This is a genomic window from Paenibacillus sp. JT31N17 (assembly GCF_056269255.1).
In genome coordinates this window covers 450365-475589 of the sequence record NZ_JBWDNP010000004.1, presented here as the reverse complement: position 1 = coordinate 475589, position 25225 = coordinate 450365, and the positions used below count along the sequence as shown (strand labels likewise).

At 54.4% G+C, this 25225-nt stretch carries 19 protein-coding genes and 2 riboswitches; of the genes, 3 read left to right on the top strand and 16 right to left on the bottom strand.

Features of this window, described 5'->3' with window-relative positions; translation table 11 throughout:
* Positions 1–108 precede the first annotated feature (108 nt).
* From AC0YOB_RS17705 to AC0YOB_RS17665, 9 genes are all read right to left on the bottom strand, one after another.
* A complete protein-coding gene (locus AC0YOB_RS17705; protein WP_475793903.1) occupies positions 109–999 on the bottom strand; it encodes a phosphoribosylaminoimidazolesuccinocarboxamide synthase in 891 nt (296 codons plus the stop codon).
* A 300-nt stretch (positions 1000–1299) separates the two neighbouring features.
* Positions 1300–2595 (bottom strand): adenylosuccinate lyase, encoded by a 1296-nt coding sequence (purB, locus tag AC0YOB_RS17700; RefSeq protein ID WP_475793902.1) that lies wholly within the window; start codon positions 2593–2595, stop codon positions 1300–1302.
* Between the two features lie 5 nt (positions 2596–2600).
* Positions 2601–3881, bottom strand: a complete 1281-nt coding sequence (gene purK, locus AC0YOB_RS17695; RefSeq protein WP_475793901.1) for a 5-(carboxyamino)imidazole ribonucleotide synthase — start codon at positions 3879–3881, stop codon at positions 2601–2603.
* Entirely contained in the window at positions 3878–4363 is a 486-nt protein-coding gene (gene purE / locus AC0YOB_RS17690; RefSeq protein WP_475793900.1) for a 5-(carboxyamino)imidazole ribonucleotide mutase, read from the bottom strand. Before purE ends, purK begins: the two co-directional genes overlap by 4 nt.
* Before the next feature lie 262 nt (positions 4364–4625).
* Positions 4626–4727, bottom strand: a riboswitch (purine riboswitch).
* Between the two features lie 265 nt (positions 4728–4992).
* Positions 4993–6390 (bottom strand): NCS2 family permease, encoded by a 1398-nt coding sequence (locus tag AC0YOB_RS17685; RefSeq protein WP_475793899.1) that lies wholly within the window; start codon positions 6388–6390, stop codon positions 4993–4995.
* A gap of 161 nt (positions 6391–6551) precedes the next feature.
* Positions 6552–6653, bottom strand: a riboswitch (purine riboswitch).
* Between the two features lie 146 nt (positions 6654–6799).
* A complete protein-coding gene (guaA, locus tag AC0YOB_RS17680) occupies positions 6800–8338 on the bottom strand; it encodes a glutamine-hydrolyzing GMP synthase (RefSeq protein ID WP_475769861.1) in 1539 nt (512 codons plus the stop codon).
* A gap of 556 nt (positions 8339–8894) precedes the next feature.
* A complete protein-coding gene (locus AC0YOB_RS17675; RefSeq protein WP_475793898.1) occupies positions 8895–11516 on the bottom strand; it encodes a transglutaminase TgpA family protein in 2622 nt (873 codons plus the stop codon).
* Complete coding sequence (locus tag AC0YOB_RS17670; protein ID WP_475793897.1) at positions 11497–13017, bottom strand: DUF58 domain-containing protein; 1521 nt, start codon at positions 13015–13017, stop codon at positions 11497–11499. The genes AC0YOB_RS17675 and AC0YOB_RS17670 overlap by 20 nt, the downstream gene beginning before the upstream one ends.
* Before the next feature lie 74 nt (positions 13018–13091).
* The gene (locus tag AC0YOB_RS17665) at positions 13092–14126 is read right to left on the bottom strand and encodes an AAA family ATPase (protein ID WP_475793896.1); all 1035 of its coding nucleotides are present in this window, start codon (positions 14124–14126) and stop codon (positions 13092–13094) included.
* A gap of 323 nt (positions 14127–14449) precedes the next feature.
* Here AC0YOB_RS17665 and AC0YOB_RS17660 point away from each other — a divergent pair, with 323 nt between their 5' ends.
* The gene (locus AC0YOB_RS17660; RefSeq protein WP_475793895.1) at positions 14450–15316 is read left to right on the top strand and encodes a hypothetical protein; all 867 of its coding nucleotides are present in this window, start codon (positions 14450–14452) and stop codon (positions 15314–15316) included.
* Between the two features lie 608 nt (positions 15317–15924).
* Here the strand turns inward: AC0YOB_RS17660 and bcp are convergent.
* The 4 genes from bcp to AC0YOB_RS17640 are packed head-to-tail and all read right to left on the bottom strand — an operon-like array spanning position 15925 to position 19178.
* Positions 15925–16404: a thioredoxin-dependent thiol peroxidase gene (gene bcp / locus AC0YOB_RS17655; RefSeq protein ID WP_475793894.1), complete on the bottom strand. Its 480-nt coding sequence runs from the start codon at positions 16402–16404 to the stop codon at positions 15925–15927.
* Between the two features lie 58 nt (positions 16405–16462).
* The gene (locus AC0YOB_RS17650) at positions 16463–17257 is read right to left on the bottom strand and encodes an ABC transporter permease (protein WP_210042600.1); all 795 of its coding nucleotides are present in this window, start codon (positions 17255–17257) and stop codon (positions 16463–16465) included.
* A 6-nt stretch (positions 17258–17263) separates the two neighbouring features.
* Positions 17264–18058, bottom strand: a complete 795-nt coding sequence (locus AC0YOB_RS17645; protein WP_475769855.1) for an ABC transporter permease — start codon at positions 18056–18058, stop codon at positions 17264–17266.
* Positions 18051–19178, bottom strand: a complete 1128-nt coding sequence (locus tag AC0YOB_RS17640) for an ABC transporter ATP-binding protein (RefSeq protein WP_475793893.1) — start codon at positions 19176–19178, stop codon at positions 18051–18053. The genes AC0YOB_RS17645 and AC0YOB_RS17640 overlap by 8 nt, the downstream gene beginning before the upstream one ends.
* Positions 19179–19699: 521 nt before the next feature.
* Between AC0YOB_RS17640 and AC0YOB_RS17635 the strand changes: the two genes are divergently transcribed.
* Together AC0YOB_RS17635 and AC0YOB_RS17630 are read left to right on the top strand one after the other, a co-directional pair.
* Positions 19700–20833 (top strand): LCP family protein, encoded by a 1134-nt coding sequence (locus AC0YOB_RS17635; RefSeq protein ID WP_475793892.1) that lies wholly within the window; start codon positions 19700–19702, stop codon positions 20831–20833.
* Positions 20834–20960: 127 nt separating this feature from the next.
* Positions 20961–22280 (top strand): glutamate-1-semialdehyde 2,1-aminomutase, encoded by a 1320-nt coding sequence (locus AC0YOB_RS17630; protein WP_475793891.1) that lies wholly within the window; start codon positions 20961–20963, stop codon positions 22278–22280.
* Between the two features lie 225 nt (positions 22281–22505).
* On the opposite strand, the gene AC0YOB_RS17625 is transcribed toward AC0YOB_RS17630, so the two are convergent.
* From AC0YOB_RS17625 to AC0YOB_RS17615, 3 genes are all read right to left on the bottom strand, one after another.
* Positions 22506–23600, bottom strand: coding sequence for a DUF1648 domain-containing protein (locus tag AC0YOB_RS17625; RefSeq protein WP_475793890.1), 1095 nt, complete (start codon positions 23598–23600; stop codon positions 22506–22508).
* Between the two features lie 6 nt (positions 23601–23606).
* A complete protein-coding gene (locus tag AC0YOB_RS17620) occupies positions 23607–23999 on the bottom strand; it encodes a GntR family transcriptional regulator (protein WP_475793889.1) in 393 nt (130 codons plus the stop codon).
* A 292-nt stretch (positions 24000–24291) separates the two neighbouring features.
* Complete coding sequence (locus AC0YOB_RS17615) at positions 24292–25149, bottom strand: inositol monophosphatase family protein (RefSeq protein WP_475793888.1); 858 nt, start codon at positions 25147–25149, stop codon at positions 24292–24294.
* Positions 25150–25225 lie beyond the last annotated feature (76 nt).

Genomic DNA, 25225 nt, shown 5'->3' with positions numbered 1-25225 from the left:
CATCGCCGGCTGTATGACGTTCGCAGGATTAGGGGTGCGGGACATCTTTGCTTGCCCCGCGGGTTATGTGGCATGGCTTTAGCTTATAAAGGTTTAATCTTGCTGACTTTATAGAGAAGAGCCGGTCAGGCGCTGATAAATGTCAAGATAACGGCGTGTTGTTTCTTCAACGACATGCTGCGGAAGCGGGTCGGGCCGGCTTTCCTTATCCCAGTCCGAATCGAGCAAATACTTGCGGACCGGTTCCTTGTCCATGCTGTCGATTTCGATATCGTACTCATAATTTTCTTTCGCCCAGAAACGGGAAGAGTCCGGTGTGAAAATTTCGTCGATCAGAATGATCTGACCATCAATAAGACCAAATTCAAACTTGCAATCTGCAAGAATAATGCTCCGCTCTTCGCAATAGGCCCGGGCGAATTCATACAACCGGATGCTGCGGTCGCGAAGCTCGACAGCAAGATCTGCGCCTATCAGCTCCTGCATACGCTCGAAAGGAATATCTTCGTCATGGCCCACGTCGTTCTTCGCGGCTGGCGTGAACAGAGGCTGCTCCAGCCGTTCATTCTTGCGCAGCCCTTCCCGGAGCTCGATTCCGTTAATTGCGGATGTTTGAACATATTGTCTCCAACCACCGCCAGTGATATAGCCCCGTACCACACATTCCATATCGATGCGCTCCGCTTTGCGGGTGACCATAATCCGGTTCTTCAGCAGCTCCGGTTCGGTCACGATACCGCCTAGCTTGTATACATCGGTATGTACAACATGATTGGGCTGGATGGCTGCCGTTTCCTCAAACCAGAAAGCCGACAGGCGGTTCAGTACATTGCCCTTCTCCGGGACAGCCGGATCGAGTACATAGTCGAACGCGCTGATGCGATCCGTTACCACGATCAGGAAATGCTCGCCCAGATCGTACAGCTCCCGCACTTTCCCTTTATAGACCAGCGGAGCTTTAACGTAATCTGCAGCCGTTGACAATGCAGGTGATGTCATTGGTTATCTCTCCTTGGTACTGCAACCGTTAGCTGCATATTTGAGCAGCCCGGTTGACAGTAATTGTTGTGCTGCTGCTGCAACCGTTAGCTGCATTTTTGAGCAGCTCGGTTGTCAGCAATAGTTGTTGCGCTGCTGCTGCAACCGTTAGCTGCATATTTGAGCAGCTCGGTCGTCAGCAATCGTTGCGCTGCTTGCACCGTTAGCCACAGGCTTATGCAGCTCGGTTATCGTTGTGTTACCACACCATCAGCTGCAAGTTTATGCAGCTCCGTTATCAGTGTTAATCCTGCCTCCGGATCAGATCAGTTCAAGCCGTTTGAAAATGGTGTCCACATGCTTCAGATGCCAGGTCGGATTGAAGGCATCGTCGATATCCTCGGGCCCCAGAACCGCCGTAATTTCCGGAGTGGATTCGATGATTTCGCGGAACTGACGCTGTTCTTCCCATGCCTGCATAGCCCGGGGCTGCACGGTGTCGTAGGCTTGCTCGCGGCTGAGGCCGCTGTCGATCAGCTTCGTCATCACGCGGCCGGAGAAAGGCACGCCGTATGTGCGCTGCATATTGCGTTTCATATTCTCAGGGAATACAGTCAGGTTCTTGATGATGTTGCCAAGACGATTCAGCATATAATTGAGCAGCATCGTCGCATCGGGCAGGATCACCCGTTCGACGGAGGAGTGGCTGATATCGCGTTCATGCCACAGCGTAACGTTCTCGTACGCGGAAATCATATGGCCGCGGATCACGCGGGCCAGACCGGAAATATTCTCGCAGCCGATCGGATTGCGTTTATGCGGCATGGCCGAGGAACCCTTTTGCCCCTTGGCAAAAGCCTCTTCCACTTCGCGGATCTCACTCTTCTGCAGAGCGCGGATCTCGGTGGCGAATTTATCAAGCGATGTGGCGATGAGCGCCAGTGTCGCCATATATTCCGCATGACGGTCGCGCTGCAGCGTCTGGGTCGAGATCGGCGCCGGCGAGATGCCAAGCTTGCGGCAGGTAAATTCTTCTACGAAAGGATCGATGTTTGCATACGTTCCGACCGCACCGGAGATTTTGCCGAACTGCACGCCATTCGCCGCATGACGAAAACGCTCCAGGTTCCGTTTCATTTCCTCGTACCAAAGCGCTACTTTAAGACCAAATGTGGTCGGCTCGGCATGAACGCCGTGCGTACGCCCCATCATCGGGGTATCTTTATATGCCACCGCTTGTCCGCGGAGGATTTCAATGAAGTTCGTGATGTCGCGCTCCAGAATTTCATTTGCCTGAAGCAGCAGGTAGCCAAGCGCCGTGTCAACCACATCCGTGGAGGTCAGACCGTAATGAACCCATTTGCGCTCCGGACCGACCGTCTCGGATACGGCGCGGGTGAAGGCGATGACATCATGCCGCGTCTCCAGCTCAATCTCGTTGATCCGGTCGATGCTGAAGCTTGCTCCCTTGCGAAGCGCCTCTACATCACCGCGTGGAATGACACCAAGCTCAACCCAGGCCTCACAAGCGCAAAGCTCAACTTCCAGCCAGGCTTTAAATTTGTTTTCTTCGGTCCAAATGGCTCTCATTTCCGGTCTGCTGTAACGTTCTAACATGAATTTTAAACCCTCCAAATGTTTGTTTCGGCGATCCAGGCAAGCGCCGTAGCGACGTCATCCGCCAATACATTGACATGTCCCATCTTCCGTTTATGCTTGGCTTCATGCTTTCCATACAAATGAACCTTCGGTGCGACGTTCAGCCGCTCAGCGGCAGCATCATGCTCAGCCATACGCCCGACAAGCGGCTGCATATGCTCACCAAGCACATTGACCATGACCACAGGAGTCAGCAGCGCTGTATCGCCGAGCGGCAAGCCGCAAACCGCTCTGACATGCTGCTCGAATTGCGAGGTCCGGCAGGCCTCCATCGTGTAATGACCGCTGTTGTGCGGCCTTGGGGCCAGTTCATTAACGAACAGTTCCCCATCCCCGGTAACAAACAGCTCTACAGCGATCAGTCCGACAACGCCGAGCCCTTCGGCAATCTGCGATGCCAGCTGCTGCGCCTTCTGCTGAACAGCCTCATCAATTCTCGCAGGGACGATCGACAGATGCAAAATGTTGTCCACATGAACATTCTCCGAAATCGGGAACGTTCGGATTTCGCCCTGCGGGCTTCTTGCGGCGATGACGGATAATTCTTTGTCGAATGAGATAAACTTCTCAAGAACAAGCTCCGTCCTTGCCTGCTTCAGCGTCTCATATGCCTCGCCGATTTCCGCTTCGCTGCGGATGACCCATTGGCCCTTGCCGTCGTAGCCGCCCGTTGCTGTCTTCAGCACGCAGGGAAGACCGAATTGGCCGACAGCCGCTCTCAGCTCATCCACGCTGCGGATCTCGCTGTAGGGTGCGACACGCACCCCGGCCGCTTCGATCGCCCGCTTCTCGCGAAGACGATGCTGCGTGGTGTACAGCAGCCCGCTGCCCTGCGGCACATAGGAGGTCTCCATGAGCATCGCAGCCACATCGGCATCGACATTCTCAAATTCGTAAGTAATGACATCGGCCCTCCGGGCAAGCTCCGCTGCCGCCTCACGATCGTCATAAGCGGCAACTATTTGCTGAGCGACCTGGCCGCAAGGCGCATCAGGGGTCGGATCGAGGGTGACAAACCGGTAACCCATCGCACTGCCGGCCTGCGCCATCATCCGGCCCAGCTGGCCTCCGCCCAGAATACCGATCGTGGATCCGGGCAAAATGACCTGTACCGGCGGGGAATCAACAACAGCTTGCTTCTCCGCGGGCTCGCATCCGTCTATGCCGCAGCTTCCGAGTCCGCCCTCAATACCTTCCAGGTCAAGCGGCTGAAGAATAGGGACCTGCTTGTCTTTACCGCTCATAATGTTTCACTGCTTTCCATTACCTCGCGCTGTACCCGGTCACGCCTTGCCTGAACGCGGGCTTGCACTTCCGGCTCGAAGGCCCCGATCATTTGCGCTGCCAAAAGTCCTGCATTCGTCCCCCCTGCGTTACCAATGGCAACGGTGGCGACGGGTATGCCGCCAGGCATCTGCACAATGGACAGCAGGGAATCCAGACCGTTCAAGGTCGAGGACTTGACGGGCACGCCAATAACCGGAAGAATCGTCTTGGCAGCGACCATACCGGGCAGATGTGCAGCTCCGCCAGCTCCGGCAATAATGACTTTGAGTCCCCGGGATGCGGCGTTTTCGGCGTATTCAAACATGAGATCCGGCGTGCGGTGCGCCGATACAACCTTTTTCTCGTAAGCGATTTGAAGCTCATCAAGAACGTCACAGGCTAGTTTCATCGTCTCCCAATCGGACTTGCTGCCCATTATGACGCCTACCTTCGCTGACATGCGATTGATAACCACCTTTTATATAAAATGTTGTTCCGTTATCCTTGTCCTTGCCTTAGAGCTGCCTGAAAGAAGAAAAAAAGCCCCTCAGCACCGGTTCCAATTTTGGAGGAAGGCTTCGGGACATGAACAACCATGGAACCAAGAAGCTTTATCCCATCTCATGATTCCGGCAGCCTGGCGTCCTGCAAGCAGGCGCTGGAAACCGGATCGGACCGGATAAAGACAACATCAGGCTGCCCCTGATAGGCGGCAACCTGCTTCTTTTGTTTCATGAGCTCATAGTCCGAAAATTAACGGTCTTCGGGTAGGTACTCTCAGGCCATATTCCCAAGGATATACGAGGCATCAGCAATAATCGACAAACCACTTTCAAACCTCTTCTAGTGTAACAATCCCATGTCAGATTGTCAACGCAGAAAGACGAACATTAATCTTCATTTTAATAAAATAGTTCGTGTTTGTGTCACCATTCCCATATATTCCCTGTACATTTTCTAACATGACTAAACCAGTCTGCTTAATTACGAACCATGTGCACGATCGTGATAAAAGAGACACCAAAAGAAGACAGCACCGGTCCAGGGCTGTCTTCTTTTGGTTGGCAGTACCCGGCATATCGCGCTGATCTAGCCCGCGCTTCCAATAAAGGCATACCTGGCAATAATAAGAACCGCCAAAACCCACATCAGCCAATGAATCTTGTATTTAACATCGCTTTTGCCCGACAAATTAGCCACAGTCGCCAGCAGGACATAGGTGACGATACCGAACGAAACGCCGTTGGCGATATTGTACGTGAACGGCATCATCGCAATGGTCAGGAACGCCGGGATGGCATAAACCATATCCTTGAAGTCGATTTCCTTCACCGACTGTACCATCAGCACCCCGACAATAATCAGCGCCGCAGCCGTTGCCGAGCCCGGTATGAGCGCGATAATCGGCCACAGGAACAAAGCAACCAGAAAGCCTGCACCCGTCGTAACGGCTGTAAGGCCTGTCCGCCCGCCCTGGGCAATACCTGCGGAGCTCTCCACAAAAGCTGTGACCGTGCTCGTTCCAAGCATCGCTCCGCCGCTTACGCCAACTGCGTCGACGAACATCGCTTTACCGACCCGTTTCTTGCCCTCTACAGGGTCTTTCATGATACCCGCGCGGTTGGCCGTACCTACCAGCGTACCGAAGGTATCGAACAATTCAACGAACGTAAAGGTCGCAATAACGGAGATCAATCCCGTTTGCCATACGCCCTCGAAATCAAAATCCCAGAAATTCAGCTCGCCGAATCTCGGCGCCCATGTTTGCCCGTCGAGCGTTGCACTTACATTCACATCGCCGGTGATAATCGCAATGACTGTTGTTGCCAGAATGCCCCACAGTATCGCTCCCGGTACGCGAAGCACCATCAATACGGCTATCAGAGCAAGTCCAGCCAGCGTTAAGTATACGGTTGGATTCTCCAGGCTGCCCATATGAATAACCGTCTCAAAGCTAAGTACATCAGTGAATTGGGCCTTCGGAATGTCCGTTGCCGTATTTTCCACGCCGATTGTGAGCAGCCCGCTGTTCTTGAGCCCGATAATCGTGATGAACAAGCCGATTCCGACCGTAATCGCATGCTTCAGGCTGTCCGGAACAGCGGTGATCAGCATTTGGCGGATTTGCGTGAGCGTCAGAATCAGAAAGATGATACCCGAGATAAATACGGCCGTAAGAGCCATTTCCGGAGAAATCGGTGAATTTGTGGCTTGTGAAGCCAGAACAGTCGTTGCAAAATAAGCGTTGAGTCCCATCCCCGGCGCAAGCGCGACCGGAAAATTGACGAACAAGCCCATTGCAATGGTAAAAATACCGCCCGCGAGTGCAGTGGCAAGGAATACGGAATATACGCTTAGCCCCGTTCCGCCAAGAATGCTCGGGTTTACAGCCAGAATATAAGCCATCGTCATGAAAGTCGTGAGGCCTGCCATAATCTCTGTCCTTACATTTGTTCCGTTTTCCTTCAGTCGAAAGAAACCGTCCATTTTTTTTAACCTCCCCAAAAAATGTGTGCAGAACAACAAGAAACCTGAGAAATATATGCCTATAAGCCAGCATCTTCCCCAGGTTCCGCGCAAAACAGGAATCAGGACTGCTGTTGTCCATGAGACAGCATAACAGGCGAGTGGCGGACCGTTACCACAATTTCCTTCCTCCTGCTTCTCGTAGCCAGATCATTTGCGGTGCCCCCGCAAACGACTCCCAGGCCGATTCCTGGGATTATACGAAAAGTTGTGCAATTGTCAATGTGAAACATGACTATACATCATTTTAAGGACGTTGCTGCAAAACTGTCAATTAGAAAAATAACAGCTTCATAGAGGGTTGGCTGAAGCCTCGATTGTTAAAAAAAGCCTGGAACCCCATCATTGGAGGAGCCCAGGCTCTTGAAATTTATTCCCACTCGATCGTCGCCGGCGGCTTCGATGTAATGTCATATACGATGCGGTTGACGTTGTCCACCTCATTGACAATCCGGACCGAAATTTTCTCCAGCACATCCCAGGGAATACGGGCCCAGTCCGCCGTCATTCCGTCGATGGAGGTAACGGCGCGAATGCCGACCGTATAAGAATAGGTGCGCGCATCACCCATAACGCCAACGCTTTTCATATTCGGCAGCGCCGTGAAGTACTGCCAGATCTCGCGGTCAAGGCCTGCTTTGGCAATTTCATCGCGCAGGATGGCATCGGATTCGCGGACGATCGTCAGCTTCTCTTCCGTCACTTCGCCCAGCACACGGATGGCAAGTCCGGGACCCGGGAACGGCTGGCGCCATACGATAGCATCCGGCAGTCCGCATTCCTCGCCGACCTTGCGCACTTCGTCCTTGAACAGCGCTTTGAGCGGCTCGACCAGCTTGAATTTGATATCCTCCGGCAGCCCGCCGACATTGTGATGCGATTTGATCGTTTGCGCCGTTGCCGTGCCGCTCTCCACAATATCGGTATAAAGCGTGCCTTGGGCAAGAAATTCGAAATTCTCGAATTTATCGGATTCTTCCTGGAACACATAGATGAACTCGTTGCCGATGATTTTGCGCTTGCGCTCCGGATCGTCAACGCCGGCCAGCTTGCCGAGGAAACGGTCGCGGGCGTCGATTTTGACCACCTTCATGTCGAATTTGCCGACGAAGGTCTCCATGACGCTGTCCGCTTCGCCTTTGCGCAGCAGACCGTGATCAATGAACATGCAGGTGAGCTGGTCGCCGATCGCCTTGTGCAGCAGAATCGCCACAACCGAAGAATCAACGCCGCCCGATAACGCGCACAGCACCTTGCCGGTGCCAACCTGGGCGCGGATATCGCGGATTGTATCGTCAATGAAGGTTTCCATGCTCCAGGTGCCTTCACAGCCGCATACATTATAAAGGAAATTACGGATCATTTCATTGCCGTAAACGGAGTGGCGAACCTCCGGATGGAACTGAACGGCGAACAGCTTGCGCTCGGCGTGACTCATCGCCGCGATTGGCGCATGGTCCGTGCTTGCATCGACACGAAAGCCTTCCGGCAGTTCCACGACATGATCGCCATGGCTCATCCAGACGGTTTGCCGGCCTTCCAGTCCTTGTACAAGCGTAGCATCCATAACGAAGTCCACATCGGCCTTGCCGTATTCACGCTTGCCTGCCCGTTCTACTTTGCCGTTCAGTTGATGCGACATAAGCTGCATGCCATAGCAGATACCGAAGATCGGCAGACCCAGATCATAAATAGCGGGATCCACAAGCGGCGATTTCTCCTCATAGACACTTGCCGGTCCTCCCGAGAACACGATGCCTTTCGGCTGCAGTTCGCGGATCCGCTCCACCGGCGTGTTATAAGGGAGCAGTTCGCTGTATACGCCCAGATCCCGGATACGTCTTGCGATTAACTGGTTGTACTGTCCCCCGAAATCAAGGACGATAATCATTTCATTTGGCTTGTCCATGCCGTGCCTCCTCAGGATTTTTTGCTATACTTCGGATATCTGATCCTGCGAGCCAAACCATCCCGCTTCGGAAGCATATACTAGAAATCAATGTGATCATTATATATAACGTCGTTTGGGACAGTCAAGGCATAGTAAAGGCGATTGTTGAGCGTCGTCCGGAATCGGGGAGGGAATGCCTGTCAGGGCATACTGTTCACGAAATGCTTCAGGCAAAATAAAGGGACGGCGGATGCGCCAGCCTCCGGCAAAAGATTGACGGGTGCTGCACGTTGCGGGATTTCAAAACGCTGCGAAACGACGAAAAAGCTGTGGAATTTTGAACCGTCGCGGAGCTTCAAATCGTTGCGGGATTTCAAAACGCTGCGAAACTTCAAATAAAGCCTGGGCGCTTGAACGCCCAGGCTTAGTTGTTTCTTCGTATCTTATAAAGCTTCCGCCGCGAAAGAAAAGGGCAGCCGGGCGGACAGGAGGTTGACAACCATCACGCACCGTCACACCCCGCGCGAGATGCCGTGCGGGGAGCCGTGCGGGGAGCCGCGCGAGGTGCCGAAAGTTATTTGGCTGCCAGTCTCCGCTGCAATGCCTGCTGCGATTGCACGGCTTTGCCAATCGTGTCCGGCTGCAGCGCGCTAATCAGCAGCTGGAGCTGCTCCACGGACGGCGGCTCGCGCCAGTCGTCGTCGTAGCGGGCTTCTTCGTCCCAACGGACGAAGTCGGCGATCAGCCGTGCGGTGTCCGGCGGCAGGCTCAGCGCCGCCGTATATTCGCGCGCCGTGCGGCCGGTTCCCCGGGCGCCGCAGCCAGCCTGCAGCTCGCGCCAGCACGCGTCCGCGAGCGCGAGGAAATACGCGCGGGCCGCTGTGCGCCGGCCCGATGCAAGAGCGCTGCCATACTTGTGCAGCGCTGTGGCGAACGCATAGCGTTCGCGCCTGCGCCACGCCGCCGCCAGCAGCACGGCGACGGCTGTGGCGCCTGCGGCCAGCGCGGCCACGGCCCATGGCCTGGCCGCCGCTGCGCCGCGGACCGCTTGCGCGAGGGCATCCGCCTCGCGCAGAGCGGCATCGGCGGCCCGCACCGCGGCCGCCTGCAGCTGAGCTGCCGCGCGCATAACGCGGCCCGGCGCGCCTGCGGCACTTTCCGCTGCGGCGGCATCGCCCGCCTGCGCGGCAAGCCCCTGCTGCGCAGCATCGGCCGAATCAGCCGATGCTCCTACGCCGGCTTCGCCAATCGGCGCCGCAAAGCCCGGCGTCGGCTCAAAAGCCACCCAGCCGGCGCCCGGGAAAAACACCTCTACCCAGGCGTGCGCGTCGCTTGCACGCACATTGTAGCTTTGCAGCTTCGCCGTTCCCGCGTTCCCGGCACCGGCCTCTTGCCCTCCGCTCTGCTGACCCTCTGCCTGATCGGCATCCGATTCCGTCTCCCCGGATGCCGCAAATCCCTTCACATAACGGGCCGGAATGCCCTGTGTGCGGAGAAGCACGGTCATGGCCGTGGCAAAATGGACACAGTACCCCTGCTTCTGCTCAAACAGGAACTGATCGACGAAATCCTCCCCTTTTCGGGGAATCGCCGTATCCTTGAGCGTATACGCATAATGGCTGCGCAAATAGCTTTCGACAGCCTTTGCAATTTCATACCTTCCGCCATCGGTTGCGCCTGCAATGTTTCCTGCGAGCTGGCCGACACGCGGCGGCAGGGATAAGGGCAGCCGGGTATAGTCGCGTACAATGTCTTCCGGATCCAGCAGCCCGGGCTTATCCGCTTCAGATGATATGGCCCGCAAATCAGGCAGTGTGGTTTCCACTGTATATTGATAGATTCGCTGGCTGGCCGTCTCCGGGTATAAAGCTCCGGTTGCCGTATCGGCCCGATAGCCCAAGACGTCGGCATCACCATGGGCAGCAGCCAGCTGCAGCGACAATACTTTGGCGTCCGCCCCTGCACTGAACAGCGGCCAGCCCTCCGCGGGATAAACGGCCGTGACGGTCTGGCGGAGCAAGTCCCTTTCCTGCCCGGCTTTTCTAGCGGTTGAACCGGCGGAGAGGCCGGCCACATGACCAGCGCCGCCATCCCCGGCAATCAAGCCGCCGCCGGCGACTGCCCGCCGCTCCAGACGCTGTTTGCTTTGAATCCATCCCTGTCCGTCGTAGGTATCCTTGCTCTCTCCACGCAAATAAGTCGGCTGCGGGGTGAGCACCTTAAACAATATAGTGTCATCCGGGGAAATCGGCGCGCCCAGGGAGCGGTCATCGAAGCCGTAGCCGGTCAGCGCGCCACCGCCCCAATCCGCGCCTGTCTGCAGGTCTCCGGGAATTTGGCCGCTCATTGCCTCTTGCGTATGTTCGCCGTTCAACCGGCTGGTTCCCCATTCGACTGCCTGCTCTGCCCAAGGCGCCTGCTTGCCTGAGGACTCCGCTCCCTGCGCCGCCCATAATCCGCCTGCCATCAGCAGCACAGCCGCCCACGCTGCCGCGCTCCACCAGCCTGACGGCCATCCTGCCAGAAGTCCGCCGCGCCCTTTGTAGGCATCGATCGGTCCAAGGGTTCTCTCCACGCGCGGCAGGGTCAGCAGCATGCCCAGCACCAATCCTTCCAGACAGGTACGAATCAGACCAGGCAGCACATCCATACCAAGAAATGCGGATAGGGCCACCAAATAGGCGGCAGTCAGCACGGCGAGACCGATCCCCCATTGACGAAGCCATACCAGAGATTGGATTGCGGCGGCCATCATGCCAAGTCCGGCAACCAACAGCAGGGTGCGCGTCTCCCCGCTAAGCTGCAGATTTCCTTGCAGCAGCCCCAGAGCGTCAGCTCTCAGCGCCTCCACAAGCTGCACAAAAGCATCCGTCAACGAAGGAGTTTGGACACCGAACAGCACCAATACCGTTGTCAGGCATACAAGACTGCTCAGCGTCAGCGAAACCCACAGCGGGGGCACAAACAGGCCGATCGCCAAATAACAGCCGATCGCCGCAATAACGGGATAAATCCGGTAAAGCTCGGTATAAGCCTTTAACTGCTCCAGGGGCAAAAGCCACTCCGACAGGAGTCCGAACAGCAGCAGACTCGTTATAAAACGGCGCGGGAAGCTGGCAAAAAATCCGCTTTCCTTCTCGATGGCCAGCATATCTTTATTGACTCGGGCCGGTGTATCAGATACGGACACTTGCATAGCCGTCTCCCCCTTCCAGAATTTCAGGCTTCCTCCGGTAAGCAGCGGGAAGCGGGAGCAGCACTGCCCGGCAGCCGCGCTTAATCAGTTCCTCCATATACAGCCGTTCGCTATCTGCAGCATCCCCCGTGCATGCGAGCAGCATATACAGCTTCCCCCGGCGGGCTGCGGCCAAACGGGAGGCATAGGCTGCCTTGTCGCTGGTCTTCGGTTCGCCGCCATTCATAGAAGCTTCGCTTGAAGCATGCGCCATATAACCGGAACCACCTGCTGCCTGTACGTGGGCACTCTTGCCTGTTCCCTGTACAGTGCCTGCCGTCAGTGCTGTTCCGCCGACAGTCCTTTTGCCGCCGCTGTGCGCCGTTGTCAAACAGATAACAGCTGAGCCGTGCGGGAGGCGGGCAATGATATTCCCAAGCTGGTCGAAAAACGGTTGACGGCCGGACGGCTGCAATCTTAGAAGCCGTTCCTCTGCAGCCTGCAGGCTCCTGTGGTCCAGGGCATGAACATGGAGAACCGCCTCTTCATGGCCCGTCACCAGGAGCGTTATACCGCTTCCTGCCGAGAATGCGCGGCGTATCACCTGGGCCGCCCGCCCGCAGTTGGCGTCAAACAAGCGCCCGTCGCCGCCATACGAGCTCAAATTCCCATCCAGCACAACAATAATATCGCTGGGCGCATCATTGTCATGCAGCCGGGTTTGCATGCCAAGCCCCCTGGCCATCGCACGCCAATCAATGCGCCAAAGCGGATCTCCAGGGACATACCCGCGAGACTGCGAGCCTGCCCCCGATCGGCGGCGGGCTAATTTGGCAGCCATGCCCGTCGCGTCGATGGGACGGCGTTCATAGGCCCGGCTGCACCCCTCCATAGAAGCAGGCAAGCCTTCCAGCTTCTCTCCCAGCGGGGCTTCCGCCCCTACCGTTACGCTTCCCTGTGCAGGGATCGTGAAGCTCCGTATGCTTACTCCAAGCAAATCGCCTGCGCTGATCTGCACCGGACGAAAACGCCATTCTCCCCTGTGCAGCCCGCTCACGGAATATGAAAAAGAATGGCTGCGCCGCAGCCAGGGAATTTCCAGCGTCCGCCACTGGAGCGATGCGCGGCCGTCGCCATCGGAAGCGGAATTATTCTCAAGCTCTTCATGTACCGAAATCCACATTAACGGAAGCGGCCTTGTCGTCTTGACGGTCACATCGACCTGTATCGTTCCCCCATCGGAGAGAGCTCCCTTCTCCTTGATGGTCCGTACAATCTGAATGCTGCCTATAGCCGCATAAGGGATGATGAGGCACCAAACGGCGGCAGCACAAACAACTGCGGTCAGCAGCCACTCGACAGCGCCTCCCCGCGATTGCAAAGCAAGCAGGCTGACAATGACCAGCATAACGAGCATAAGCCGTGCAAGATGACGGCTGCGCGGCTTGGTTCCCAACTGTTTCACAGTAGTCGGGGCCTCGGCCAAGGGACTGGCCCCTCTTCCCGCCGCTTGTTCGGCCACCCCGCCAATCCCCCTTGTGCTGCTCGTTGCCTGAAGATTGGAGTTCAATCCTCCAGACCTGTCCCCGGACCGGATCATCGGGTTCGGCCGCCATCCGAGGTTGGAGCCGGTATGGGGGTCTCCTCCAGAATCCGTCTGAGTACAGCGGAAGCGGAATGCCCTTGCGCAAGCGACTCATCCCTAACAATGAGCCGATGTGCCAGAACGGACTCGATAGTCGCCTTCATGTCATCCGGCACGACAAAACGGCGTCCCGCCACATAAGCGGTCGCCCGTGCGGCGCGAACCCAGTCGCGGGTGGCCCGCGGACTTGCTCCAAGCAGCAGCTCCGGCGCACAGCGCGTGGCATGGATGATCATTACAGCATAGGTCAGCAGAGCCGAGTGTACATGCACCGACTGGGCATCCTTCTGCATGCGCAGCCATTCCTCCGGAATAATAACCGGGCGCAGCTCTTCGGCTTGCAGCCGCCCCTCGCCGGACTCAAGCATGAACAGTTCATCCTCCGCGGACGGATAGCCGACCGACAGCCGCATCATGAAACGGTCCAGCTGCGCCTCCGGCAGCGGATAAGTCCCGTCGTCGCCAAGCGGGTTCTGGGTCGCCAGCAGCATGAACGGCTTTGGCAGCCGCATGGTCTCTCCATCGGCTGTTACGCTCCGTTCCTCCATCGCCTCAAGCAGCGCGGATTGGGTACGCGGCGGAGTACGGTTGATCTCATCGGCAAGGACAACATTCGCCATAAGCGGTCCCTTCCTGAACACCAGCTCTCCGCGCTTCCCGTCCCACACCATCCCTCCCACTACATCTGCCGGCATCATATCGGAGGTGAATTGAATGCGGCGGAAATCCCCGCCCATCACACGGGCCAGCGCCTTCACCAGCAGCGTTTTGCCAACGCCCGGCACATCCTCCAGCAGCACGTGACCCCCGGCGAGCAGCGCTGCCATCACTTGAACGACAACTTCGTTTTTGCCTACAAAAACACTGTTGATTCTGGCAATCATCAGCTTCAAAAGTCCGCTGGATGCTTCCGGCCAGCCTTCAGGCTCCCCATGATTTTGAAAAACCGAAGATTTCAGCTCATTTGCCGTTTGATTCGGAATCACTGCGCATCACAATCCTTTCATCGCTTTCCCTCGCGACCTGTCTATCAGCTAGCATTTCCACATCCTCTCCTGTTTAGTCTCATAGTTTGCGAGAAGCCCCAGCCTGATCAATCGGGGTCTGTACGATAGTCTGGTCGTTATCGGCTATTGAAAATAAGCACCCTTGAGGACGGGCCTTACTAAGTCTGGAGACAGAGCATAAAATCATACCGGAGACCGCATGGATTTCATCCTTACGCCTATCACGTCAAGACCACCCCTCCTTATAAGATAAGAGTAACAATTTTATAAGAAGGAAGGGTGTTTAAGGAGTGAAACTAACAATGGCAAGAACGGGTACGGGAGCAAGATTTTTTGAAGGAGAGAAATGGCTGGTGCTTACCGGGCTGCTGGGTTTTGTGCTTGCAGGGGTATGCGCAGTATGGGTTCTGCTGTACGGAGGTCCTGTAGCCCCGAATGGGGATGTCTCCAAAGCCATTTCCTTCGATGCGGCGCTGGGATTATTCTTGCTGTCGACAGCCGCTATCAGTCCGTTATCCGGGATGGGGACGCGAGGGAGAGCTTTCTTCCGTTGGTTTTATATCGCGCTTGGGCTTTATTCATACGGGGCGGAAACGATCCAAAACTTCCGCGGCGTCAATCCGAGATTCGTAGATGGCGGTTCGAGCTTTGATGTCGCGGTCGGTTCCGGCTTTGCTTTCGTTGCCCTGCTGCTTGTTTTGTTCTATCTGTTCCTGGGCATTCAATATTTCCGCAGGAAAGCCTCCGGACTTCGTCCTGAGCTGGTGCTGGGAATCCGCTATGCGATGATTGCCGTCCTGCTCTCTTTTACGGCAGGTATCTGGATTTCAGTCAATCAAAGCCGATTCGTCGGGATGAGCGGCAATATTATCTGGCTGCACGGCCTCGGCTTCCATGCGCTGCAGGCTGTACCCCTGGTTGCATGGTTGACGGAACGCTCATCCCTTAACAGCCAGAAACGCAGAAGATTGATCCATATCACGGGTATCGGCTTTATCCTCGGGTTAGGCGCCATCGGTTGGCAGACCGTTAACGGAGCTTCCATTATGGAGTTTTCGGTCCTTCCGGTTCTTGCGTGCTGCTTCTTTCTTATCTCACTGGTGCCGCTTGCTCTGCTTGTCCGCAAGCAGGGAATCAATGTCCCCAGTGGCAGATCACATGTTCATTAGGTTAGTACTGCCGCCAAGGATGAATGGAGCTCATTGTACCGTCATGGCCGGATAATCTGTACAGTTAAAAAAGCTCTCGTCCGCTTTGGCGGCTTGCACAAGTCGCTCCACATTTTATAGAGGTCAGGGACTGGCTGGCCCCGGACCGGCCACGCAGCAAGGTTTTTCCCGCCTACAGCGCCGGAAATCGAGGCTGGCCTGCAGGTAAGCAGGTCTTTCCTCACTGGTACCGTCATTAGGGCTCTGGCTGGCACGAACCGACCACACAGTAAGGTTTTTCCCGCCTACAGCGCCGGAAATCGAGGCTGGCCTGCAGGTAAGCAGGTCTTTCCTCACTGGAGCCACCGTTGGGGCTTTGGCTGGCCCCGGACCAGCCACGCAGTAAGGTTTTTTCCGCCTACAGCGCCGGAAATCGAGGCTGGCCTGCAGGTAAGCAGGTTTTTCCTCACTGGAGCCGTCATTTGGCTTTGCTTGCGCCGGATCCCACTCCATTATTACCGGCACAAATAGTTTGCAAAATAGAAAATGCCGCATTGCCCTAACCGGCAATACGGCATTTCTTAACCAACTCATATAAACTTCGCACCTGGCATTCCTGCCTGTACCGGTTAAAGGCTTTGCGCCGCTTCCAGCACCTGCTGCACATGCCCTTTAACCCGAATATTGCGCCATTCACGGACCAGTTTGCCCTTTTCGTCAATCAGGAAGGTCGACCGGACCAAACCCATATATTCTTTGCCATACAGCTTCTTCAGCTGCCAGACACCGTACAGCTCGCAGACCTCATGCTCGGTATCGGCAAGCAGCTCGAAAGGCAGCTCGTATTTGGAGGCGAAGCGCTCATGCCGCTCTGCCGTATCCAGACTGATCCCGAGCACAGCCGTCCCGCTCTCGCCAAATCCGGTATAATTATCGCGAAAATCGCAGGATTCCTGTGTACACGCCGGAGTCATATCCTTCGGATAAAAGAATAGCACCACCTTCTGACCGAGATAATCGCTCAGCCTCACCCGGCGCCCGCCAACGGTCTCCAGAGAGAAATCCGGTGCCGGTTTTCCAATGCGCGCCTTTGCTTTTTTTGCCGGCATTGTTCGCTCCTCTCCCTTCCTCGTTTGATTTCCATATAACATCCGGGCCAGGCTCAGCCTAAGAGCCCGCCCCGCGGTAGCGCTTGACTCCGTAGTTCCAGACCATGAGTCCGATTGTCAGTACGACAATTCCCATCACCGGCGTCAGCAGCGACAGCGTGGACAGCCCGTCTTCCTTGCGGTCGAGAAAATAAGAAGCCGGGATGACGCCGACGAAGGCAAAAGGCAGCAGCCACGTCAGGAGAAAACGGATGGTTTTATTATAAATGTTGACGGGATACCGTCCATAGTTCTGGATATTGTACATAAGCGGCAAAATACCCGTCGGCGCATCCGAGAAGAAGGAAATAGCTGTCAGCGCAATATATAGACCGGCGTAAATAAATACAGCGCCCAGAGTGAAGACCACCAGCATGAGCGCATCGAGCAGCTCGAACGGAAGGCCCAGCTGCGACCAGCTAATTGCCATAATGACCGCGCCGACAATGGAGCCGAACAGGGATGGCGGGTCCATATTTTCCAGCAGCACCTGATACAGGTTATGGGCTGGACGCGTCAATATGCGGTCCATCTCGCCCTTGACTATATAACGCTCGCTGAAGCCCCAAAGATTAAAGAAAATCCCGAAAATGCCCGATGGCACCATGAAGAAGCCATAGACGAACACCACCTCGGCTTCCGACCAGCCGCCCAGCGACGCGGTATGCTGAAACACGACGAGAATGAAGATCAGGTTCACGCCCTGGAATAATAAATCTGAAAGCACCTCGACCCAGAAGTCCATCCGGTAAGTCAGCCTGGTCTTGACATAATTCTTCATGTATTCCGCACATAATGACCAATAGAATCGCATTGCGCCTTAACCTCCTTGAACGAACAGCCGGTAACGCGCCTGCCGCCATACCCATGCGATCGGGATGATCAGCACGAGAAACCAGATTATTTGGACGCCCAGCACCCGGATCGCCTCGAAGCCCGCAACCCTGCCGGTAAATACCGAGCTCGGCAGGTAGGTAATCGCCTGGAAGGGCAGCCATTTCATCGTCACGGCAAGCCATCCGGGAAAGAACGAGATCGGTACAACAACGCCTGAGAACAGGTCAACCAGGACGCGCTTCATCCGCAGCATCCCTTGATTATTTTCCACAAAAAAAGCAAACAGCCCCGTCAGCATATTAATCTGGGTGTTGATCAGAAAGCTGAGCACCAGCATGACAAAGTAAAGCGCCCATACGCCGGGATCCGTAGGCAGCTTGACCGGGAACAGCAGGCAGGCTATCGCAAGCCCCGGAACCATGAACAGCAGCAGGCGGAAAATCCCTTCCCCGAAGCCCTGCATCAGCTTTACGATCAAATAATTATAAGGCCGGATAAACTGGATCGCCACGCTGCCGTCCCGGATTTCGTTGGCTATCTCCGTATCCAGATTATTGAAGTAGAACGCTCTGGCCATCCAGGAGACGGCCACATAGGTGGTCATCTGGCCAAGCGTAAATCCGCCAAGCACCTTCTGGTCGCCAAAGATCGCTTCCCAGAGAAAATAATAAGCTCCGATATTAATGGCATAAATAACAATACCGCTGTAATAGTTAACGCGATAAGCGAGCATCATCAGGAAACGGATCCGGATCAGATCCAGATATGCGCTACCCATGATGTACCGGCTCCTTCTCGCTGCTGCTGTCCTTTGTTATGGGAACGGCTGTCCCGTCAGAGCTTTCCGGTGTCCGTTCCCCCATATATTGGCTGAGCTTATCCGCCGTCTCCTGCGAAGCCGAACCGGATTTATAAATTTCACGGACAATCTCGTCTGTATTGGTCTCCATGATTTTGATATCGCGGATGTCCGCGACACCCCCGACAACACGCGAGAGCGCATCGGAAACATTGATTTCATGAGGCAGGAACATTGTCGCCGTTACTTCATTGTCGATGGACCAGCTCACTCCGCTTAAGCCTTCCGTTTGCTGCTTCAGCACACGGATATCCGGCTGTTCGCCGAACTGGAATTGTATTTCACGCCCTTTGCTCCAGCGCGACTTCAGCTCATCCAGGCCGCCATCGTAGATGATTCTGCCATCATCCAGCATAATAACCCTTGTGCAGAGCGCTTCGATATCCTGAAGGTCATGCGTCGTGAGGAGAATGGTCGTCCCCTGCTCCCGGTTGATTTTCTTCAGGAAATCCCGGATTTCAGTTTTTACGACAATATCCAGCCCGATAGTGGGCTCGTCCAGGAATAGAATGGAAGGATTATGAAGCAGCGATGCAACCAGCTCGCAGCGCATCCGCTGACCGAGACTGAGCTTGCGTACGGGACGGTTCAGCAGATCCCCGAGCTGCAGCCGCTCCACCAGTTCATTCAGGCGCTTGCGGAATTCCTCCTCCGGAACACGGTATACCTTGCGCAGCAGCTGGAAGGACTCAATAACTCCGATATCCCACCACAGCTGGCTTCTTTGACCGAACACGACTCCGATTCCATTCACAAATTTCTCACGGTCTTTGAACGGGACGAAGCCGTTAACCTGAATATGTCCGGAGGTAGGAACGAGGATGCCGGTCAGCATCTTGATGGTTGTTGATTTGCCGGCCCCATTCTCTCCAATATAACCGCATATTTCACCTTGAGGTATTTGGAAGGAAATATCCTTTACAGCTGTAATTTCATTATATTCGCGCTTAAACAGATCCTTCAGGGCCCCGCTGAGTCCTTCGCGGTTTTTCTGGACACTGAACTGCTTGCGCAAATCTTTGACATCAATCGCTAACATTGCGGAAGCTTCCTCTTTTCTCTTCGACATTTCCTGGGAAATGTTCGGTTTTTTTCGATTTCTCTATCTATTTATACGCCGTCAGCCAGGCGAGTTCAAGCAGGAAAGTCCTCCTTTTTTCTCCATTGCGGCGTTTTTCACGCGGTTTTTCGGGGTCCTTTACAAAGATTTCTTAAACAAAGCCAATCTTTGGTTTCTATAATTTTCCTTTATGAGTACTGAAACCGTATAGTAAAATTTTCATTCCATCTCACAAGGCTTGCCGAAATGAGCCGTTTCAGCTTTATTTTCGACATTTTATTGTATTAAGAGGGTTTTTTAACGACCAATACACACCAAATACAAGATAAAACTTGCTTCTGCATGTCAAAACATTTTATAATTTTATGATGAAGAACAGCTTCACGGAAGTTCTTCTTTCAATCAAGAAGAAATCACCAGTACCTTTCATCATTCGTTAAATCCATGCAGACAATTCCAAAAACAAACGTGAATCATACCAAGGAGGGGAACAAAAAAGGATGCCGCGGGTGAAATCAAACAAGAAAAGACCATGGCTAAAACCGCTTATTATCGTCTTGTCCATCCTGTTTGTTGTCGTGGGAGGCGTTGGCGCCTACGCAGCATATCAAGGATATGGTATATATAATCAACTGGACACCCTGCAAAAACCAAAAGAAGAATCCCGTTTCGGACAGTTTGAAGTGAAAGAAGAAGAAAAACCTGTTGAATGGGAAGGAACGGAGCGCGTCAACATTCTGCTCATGGGCGGCGACAACCGCGGGCTGGAGAAGAATGAAGCGGCACGGTCCGATTCCATGCTGGTGGCATCTATCGATCCGGTAACGAAGAAAGCTCATTTGTTCTCCGTTTTGCGCGATACGTATGTGCCGATTGAAGGTCATGGCGAGGGCCGGATCAATACCGCGCTAGCGCTCGGAGGACCGAATCTGGCCATGAAGACGATCGGCGGTATGCTCGGACTTGATATTCAATATTATGTGTATACGGATTTCGAAGGCTTCAAATCGTTGATCGACGCCATCGGCGGAATTGATTTTGACGTTGAGAAAAACATGAACTATGTCGACAATGCCGACGGCAACCGCTACGACATCCATCTCAAAAAAGGATTTCAGCATCTGGACGGCGAGCACGCGCTCATGTATGTGCGCTTCCGCCATGATGCGATGAGCGATTTCACACGGACTGAGCGGCAGCGCAATTTTCTGGATACTGTTGCAGACAAGCTCAAGAACGGTTGGAATTTGTTGAAAATGAAACAAATTCTCGAGAGCGTCAATCCTTATATCGAAACGAATCTGGATATTTCCGATATGCTCAAGCTTGCCCAGCTCGGAGTGAAGACGCAGCTGGCCGGCCAAGCGCAGGTTCCCCCGATGGATAACATCGGTGACCGCAAGGTCTCCGGCGCTTCGGTGCTCTCTATCCGCGATGATGAAGAGCTCCTGACATACGTGCAGGAAATCCTAACGGAGGATTCAACAGCACCGGATACAACAACTACCGGTACCGGCAATGCAGGCGGAGCAAGCGCAACTACTTCCGGTTCAGGCAATACCGGTTCAAGCACGAATACAGGCAGTACAAATTCAAGCTCCAATACCGACTCAAGCACCAAAACGAACGAATAACCGGTAACATCATAAACAAAAGGGTGAATTCGCGAGCGGATCGCCCTTTTGTTTTGTTATCCGGCGGATAAGCGAAGCCGTTTCCGGAGGAGTACATAATAAGGTAAATTCGACAGGAGGCAACAACATGTCTTTGAATCATACCCGTTCGGAGGCGCTCTACACCGAGGCGCTGGAGCATATTGTCGGAGGTGTGAACAGCCCTTCGCGCTCGTTCAAGGCGGTCGGCGGCGGTGCCCCTGTTTTTATGGAACGCGCACAAGGCGCTTATTTCTGGGATGTTGACGGCAATCGGTATATTGATTATCTTTGCGCTTACGGCCCCATTATTACCGGCCACGCCCATCCTCATATTACGGATGCCATTATCCGTGCGGCGAAGAACGGGACCCTGTACGGCACGCCGACTGAGCTGGAAATTCAGCTTGCCAGGATGCTGAAGACCGCCATTCCCTCGATGGACAAGGTTCGTTTTGTCAATTCGGGCACAGAAGCGGTGATGACGACAATCCGCGTTGCCCGCGCTTATACAAAGCGCAATAAAATAATCAAATTTGCGGGCTGCTATCATGGCCATTCCGATCTGGTGCTTGTGGCTGCCGGCTCCGGTCCCTCCACGCTCGGGATTCCCGACAGCGCCGGCATTCCGCCCAGCATTGCCGGCGAAGTTATCACGGTGCCTTTCAACGATCCGGATGGCCTTCACCAGGCTCTGGAGCGTTGGGGTGAGGATGTGGCCGCTGTGATGGTAGAACCTATCGTCGGCAATTTCGGCATGGTCATGCCCGCTCCCGGCTTCCTGGAGCAATTATGCCGGATGACGCGCGAAGCAGGCGCTCTGGTTATCTACGATGAGGTCATCAGCGCCTTCCGTTTCCACTACGGCAGCGCCCAGACCTATGAGGCTTTTCCCGATCGGCAGGCGATTGAGCCCGACCTTACCGCACTGGGCAAAATCATCGGCGGAGGTCTGCCAATCGGCGCTTACGGCGGGCGCAAGGACGTGATGGCCCAGGTTGCGCCGCTCGGGCCTGCCTATCAAGCGGGCACGATGGCTGGCAACCCGGCCTCGATCTCGGCAGGTATCGCCTGTCTGGAAGTGCTTCAGACTCCCGGCGTTTACGATCAAATGAGCAATCTTGCCCTCAAGCTCAGCGCAGGACTGCAGCGGTTGGCGGATGATCAGGGTATTCCCCTTACGATCAACCGCATCCGCGGCTCATTTTCGACTCATTTCTGCACAAATCCCGTGACGAATTACGAACAGGCCCAGCTTGCCGACGGCGAGCGGTTCGCACGGTTCTTCCGGCTGATGCTGGAGCAGGGAATATGTCTGGCGCCTTCCAAATATGAAGCCTGGTTCCTCACTACTGCGCATACCGAAGCGGATATTGACCAGACCCTGGCTGCTGCCCGGGTCGCGTTCCAGACGATGAGCCAGGATTAATTACCGGCGCAGCGGTTTACCGTTATCTTACTCCTGTTTCATCATCCTATGCATAGAAACCGCGTAAGAGGCCGTCCACAGCTGGACGGCCTCTTACGCGGTTTCTCATATAATGCTGCTGCTGTTCTGAATCCCTCTAAAGCTTCATGTCAACAAGAATGCTGGGAGCTTTGACTACTGATACATCTGCAGGCATAGCATGCTCACATCTCCAGTACCATCAAGTCAAGTGTCCAATATGGAAGTGATCAGCACGATAACAAGCAGAATCAGCAGTATACCTCCAAGAACAACCCAACTGACCGGATGCGCCATGTTGAACGTCCAACCCATCCCGTACCGCTTATTCACGATAAAGGAGGGATCCTCCGGATTATGATAAAAGAAGCCGCCCTTCCAATGACTGTCGTCGCTTACCCCGGCAGCTACGACCTGATCGATGCCTTTACTCCTCAAATAAATGATTAATCCAATGGAACATCCGATCAGAATAAGAGGCAGAAACAGCGATGTCAGCATGAGCAGATCAGCGGACCAGCCATAGAGTATCGTCGCCTGAATATAACTGAACAATGCCGCAATGAACAGGGAGAGAAAATAAAGAAATATCGAGTTGATGCGGCGAAATTTCTGCTGCTTGATCATGGATTCATCCGGTTTTGCGGGATCTAGCTGTTGTTTGGCCGCACGGATGACAAAATTCGCAAATAGAAATATTCCGATCAGAAGGAGTTGGGTAATATTCAACATAAACACGGAGCTGAAGCTTTTCTCAGAGAAGCCGTCCTCTTCAAAGCTGGCATTATAATGAGTGGTTAAGGTATCGGGAATGCTGTCCCATTGAACAACGGCGCCAATCACTGAAATGATGATGAGCAGCAGATGAACGAGATACCAGCGATCACGGATCGTTAGAGGTCCTTTCCGAAAATTCAAATTGGCGACCCGCTTGGTGCTCTGCGGCGGTTCCCATTCCTTTTCCAGCTTGATGCGAAGCGCCCTGCGATGACTGGCCGCGAGAGACAGGACGAATCCGATGACTTGAACCAGCGTGGCGCTGAGCAATACGGCTTCGGACATCCCCTTCATCCACCAGCCCACCAAGCCGCCTGCAGCTGCAGCGCATACCATAATGAACACAGACATTCGGATGTAGCTTTTGCGCACAGCTGTTACGGCCTCATCATCCCGCATAGGCTCGGGAACAAAAACACCGAACAACAAAACACGTGTGCTTATCAACGGCACCAGCAAAAACACAATCCCCATCATGACGTACATTACAATCGAAAAAAGCCAAATCCCCCATGTCGGATCCATACGCCCCTACTCCCCTTCCTTCGTATTCTTCCGGTTGAAAGCATCCTGGCAGAGCCTCAGAAATTCCTCCTCAGCCATGCCCCTGACGATTCCTTCAGCTGACAAAGCGCGGAGCTGTCTCTGCACTTTATCCTTGAACCCGGCGGTCACGCCAGGCATTTCACCAGGCTGTACGACGACCCCCTTTTTGCGGTGGACCTGGAGAAAGCCCTCCTGCTTCAAGGTCTGGTAAGCTTTATTAACGGTATGCAAATTAATGTCCAGGTCTGCTGCCAGACTGCGGACTGACGGGAGCGCATCTCCCGGCCTCAAATCCCCCTTGGCGATACCCTCAATAAGCTGCTCGGCAATTTGCGTGTAAATCGGCGACTCCGACTGCAAATCCAACTCCATAAACATGTTGACTCACCTGCCTCTCCTGACACTGCCTCAATCTGTTGATGACTGTATTGTTACGAATGTCTGTTATACACCGAATATAACAGATAATCAAATTTCATGCAAGGAGCATTTCCAAAAGCGCTAGAAAAAAGGCGTATTCCCCAAGTCATCTTGACCATGGCTGGAATACGCCTTTTATAATTTCATTATGCCGTTTCAAATCCAATTCTCGCGGTAAGGCTGCATAACCGTTCAGAGAAGCCCTGCTGCTCTGCAAATCAGCAGACACATGCCAGCTTCACTTCCTGATCTAACCTGCAGCTTCCACTTTCTTAAGCTCGTCTACAAGCTGCCCATGAATCGCTCCATTAGTCGCGACAACATTACGCACTCCCAGTTCATAGGGGCTGCCCAACATGTCGGTGACCTGCCCTCCGGATTCCGAGACAAGGAGCGAACCCGCCGCCAGATCCCAGGAATTCAAACCGATTTCCCAAAAGCCGCTGAGCCGTCCGCATGCCACATACGCCATATGCAGTGCCGCCGAGCCGCCGGAGCGGATATTGCGCACTTGCGGCGCAAGCGCCTGCAGCCCCTTCATATTGAGCGGCAGCGCATACTGCTGATCGGCCGGGAAACCTGTAGCGAGGAGGCTCTCGCCAAGCTGGCTTTCCGTGCCTACCTGCATAGGCTTGCCATGCACATAGGCGCCTTTGCCTTTCTCCGCTACGAATAATTCATCCCGCATGGGATCATACACGACGCCTACAATGACCTCCCCCTTGTGCGCCAGAGCGATCGAAACAGAGAAGAAAGGGAAGCCGTGCACGAAGTTCGTCGTCCCGTCGATCGGATCGACCACCCATAAATACTCGGCCTCACGCACATTATTGAGCGCTTTCGCAGAGGCCTCCGGCCCCGGCTCCACGCCTTCTTCACCAAGAAAGGAATGATGTGGAAAATGCGTCTGCACCAGGTTGCGGATCATCATCTCAGAACCCTTATCCACTTCGGTTACTAGATCGGTAGGGGAGTATTTTAAAGACAAGCTTGTATAATTACCAAGTTTGGTTTTGATCCATTCACCCGCTTTAGCCGCACAATTGATTGCCACTACGGTAAAGTTTTTTCCCCCTATTGCAGGTGTATTGTTGCTCTCGTCACTCACGGTTCTATCACACTACTTTCCTATGAGTTGCTATATGCTTATTAGTATACGTTACCATATCTTCAAAGTTTCGCCC

Coding starts and splice junctions, on each gene's coding strand:
- AC0YOB_RS17705 (WP_475793903.1), bottom strand. CDS start 999: ATGACATCACCTGCATTGTCAACGGCTGCAGATTACGTTAAAGCTCCG.
- purB (WP_475793902.1), bottom strand. CDS start 2,595: ATGTTAGAACGTTACAGCAGACCGGAAATGAGAGCCATTTGGACCGAA.
- purK (WP_475793901.1), bottom strand. CDS start 3,881: ATGAGCGGTAAAGACAAGCAGGTCCCTATTCTTCAGCCGCTTGACCTG.
- purE (WP_475793900.1), bottom strand. CDS start 4,363: ATGTCAGCGAAGGTAGGCGTCATAATGGGCAGCAAGTCCGATTGGGAG.
- AC0YOB_RS17685 (WP_475793899.1), bottom strand. CDS start 6,390: ATGGACGGTTTCTTTCGACTGAAGGAAAACGGAACAAATGTAAGGACA.
- guaA (WP_475769861.1), bottom strand. CDS start 8,338: ATGGACAAGCCAAATGAAATGATTATCGTCCTTGATTTCGGGGGACAG.
- AC0YOB_RS17675 (WP_475793898.1), bottom strand. CDS start 11,516: ATGCAAGTGTCCGTATCTGATACACCGGCCCGAGTCAATAAAGATATG.
- AC0YOB_RS17660 (WP_475793895.1), top strand. CDS start 14,450: ATGGCAAGAACGGGTACGGGAGCAAGATTTTTTGAAGGAGAGAAATGG.
- bcp (WP_475793894.1), bottom strand. CDS start 16,404: ATGCCGGCAAAAAAAGCAAAGGCGCGCATTGGAAAACCGGCACCGGAT.
- AC0YOB_RS17650 (WP_210042600.1), bottom strand. CDS start 17,257: ATGCGATTCTATTGGTCATTATGTGCGGAATACATGAAGAATTATGTC.
- AC0YOB_RS17645 (WP_475769855.1), bottom strand. CDS start 18,058: ATGGGTAGCGCATATCTGGATCTGATCCGGATCCGTTTCCTGATGATG.
- AC0YOB_RS17640 (WP_475793893.1), bottom strand. CDS start 19,178: ATGTTAGCGATTGATGTCAAAGATTTGCGCAAGCAGTTCAGTGTCCAG.
- AC0YOB_RS17635 (WP_475793892.1), top strand. CDS start 19,700: ATGCCGCGGGTGAAATCAAACAAGAAAAGACCATGGCTAAAACCGCTT.
- AC0YOB_RS17630 (WP_475793891.1), top strand. CDS start 20,961: ATGTCTTTGAATCATACCCGTTCGGAGGCGCTCTACACCGAGGCGCTG.
- AC0YOB_RS17625 (WP_475793890.1), bottom strand. CDS start 23,600: ATGGATCCGACATGGGGGATTTGGCTTTTTTCGATTGTAATGTACGTC.
- AC0YOB_RS17620 (WP_475793889.1), bottom strand. CDS start 23,999: ATGTTTATGGAGTTGGATTTGCAGTCGGAGTCGCCGATTTACACGCAA.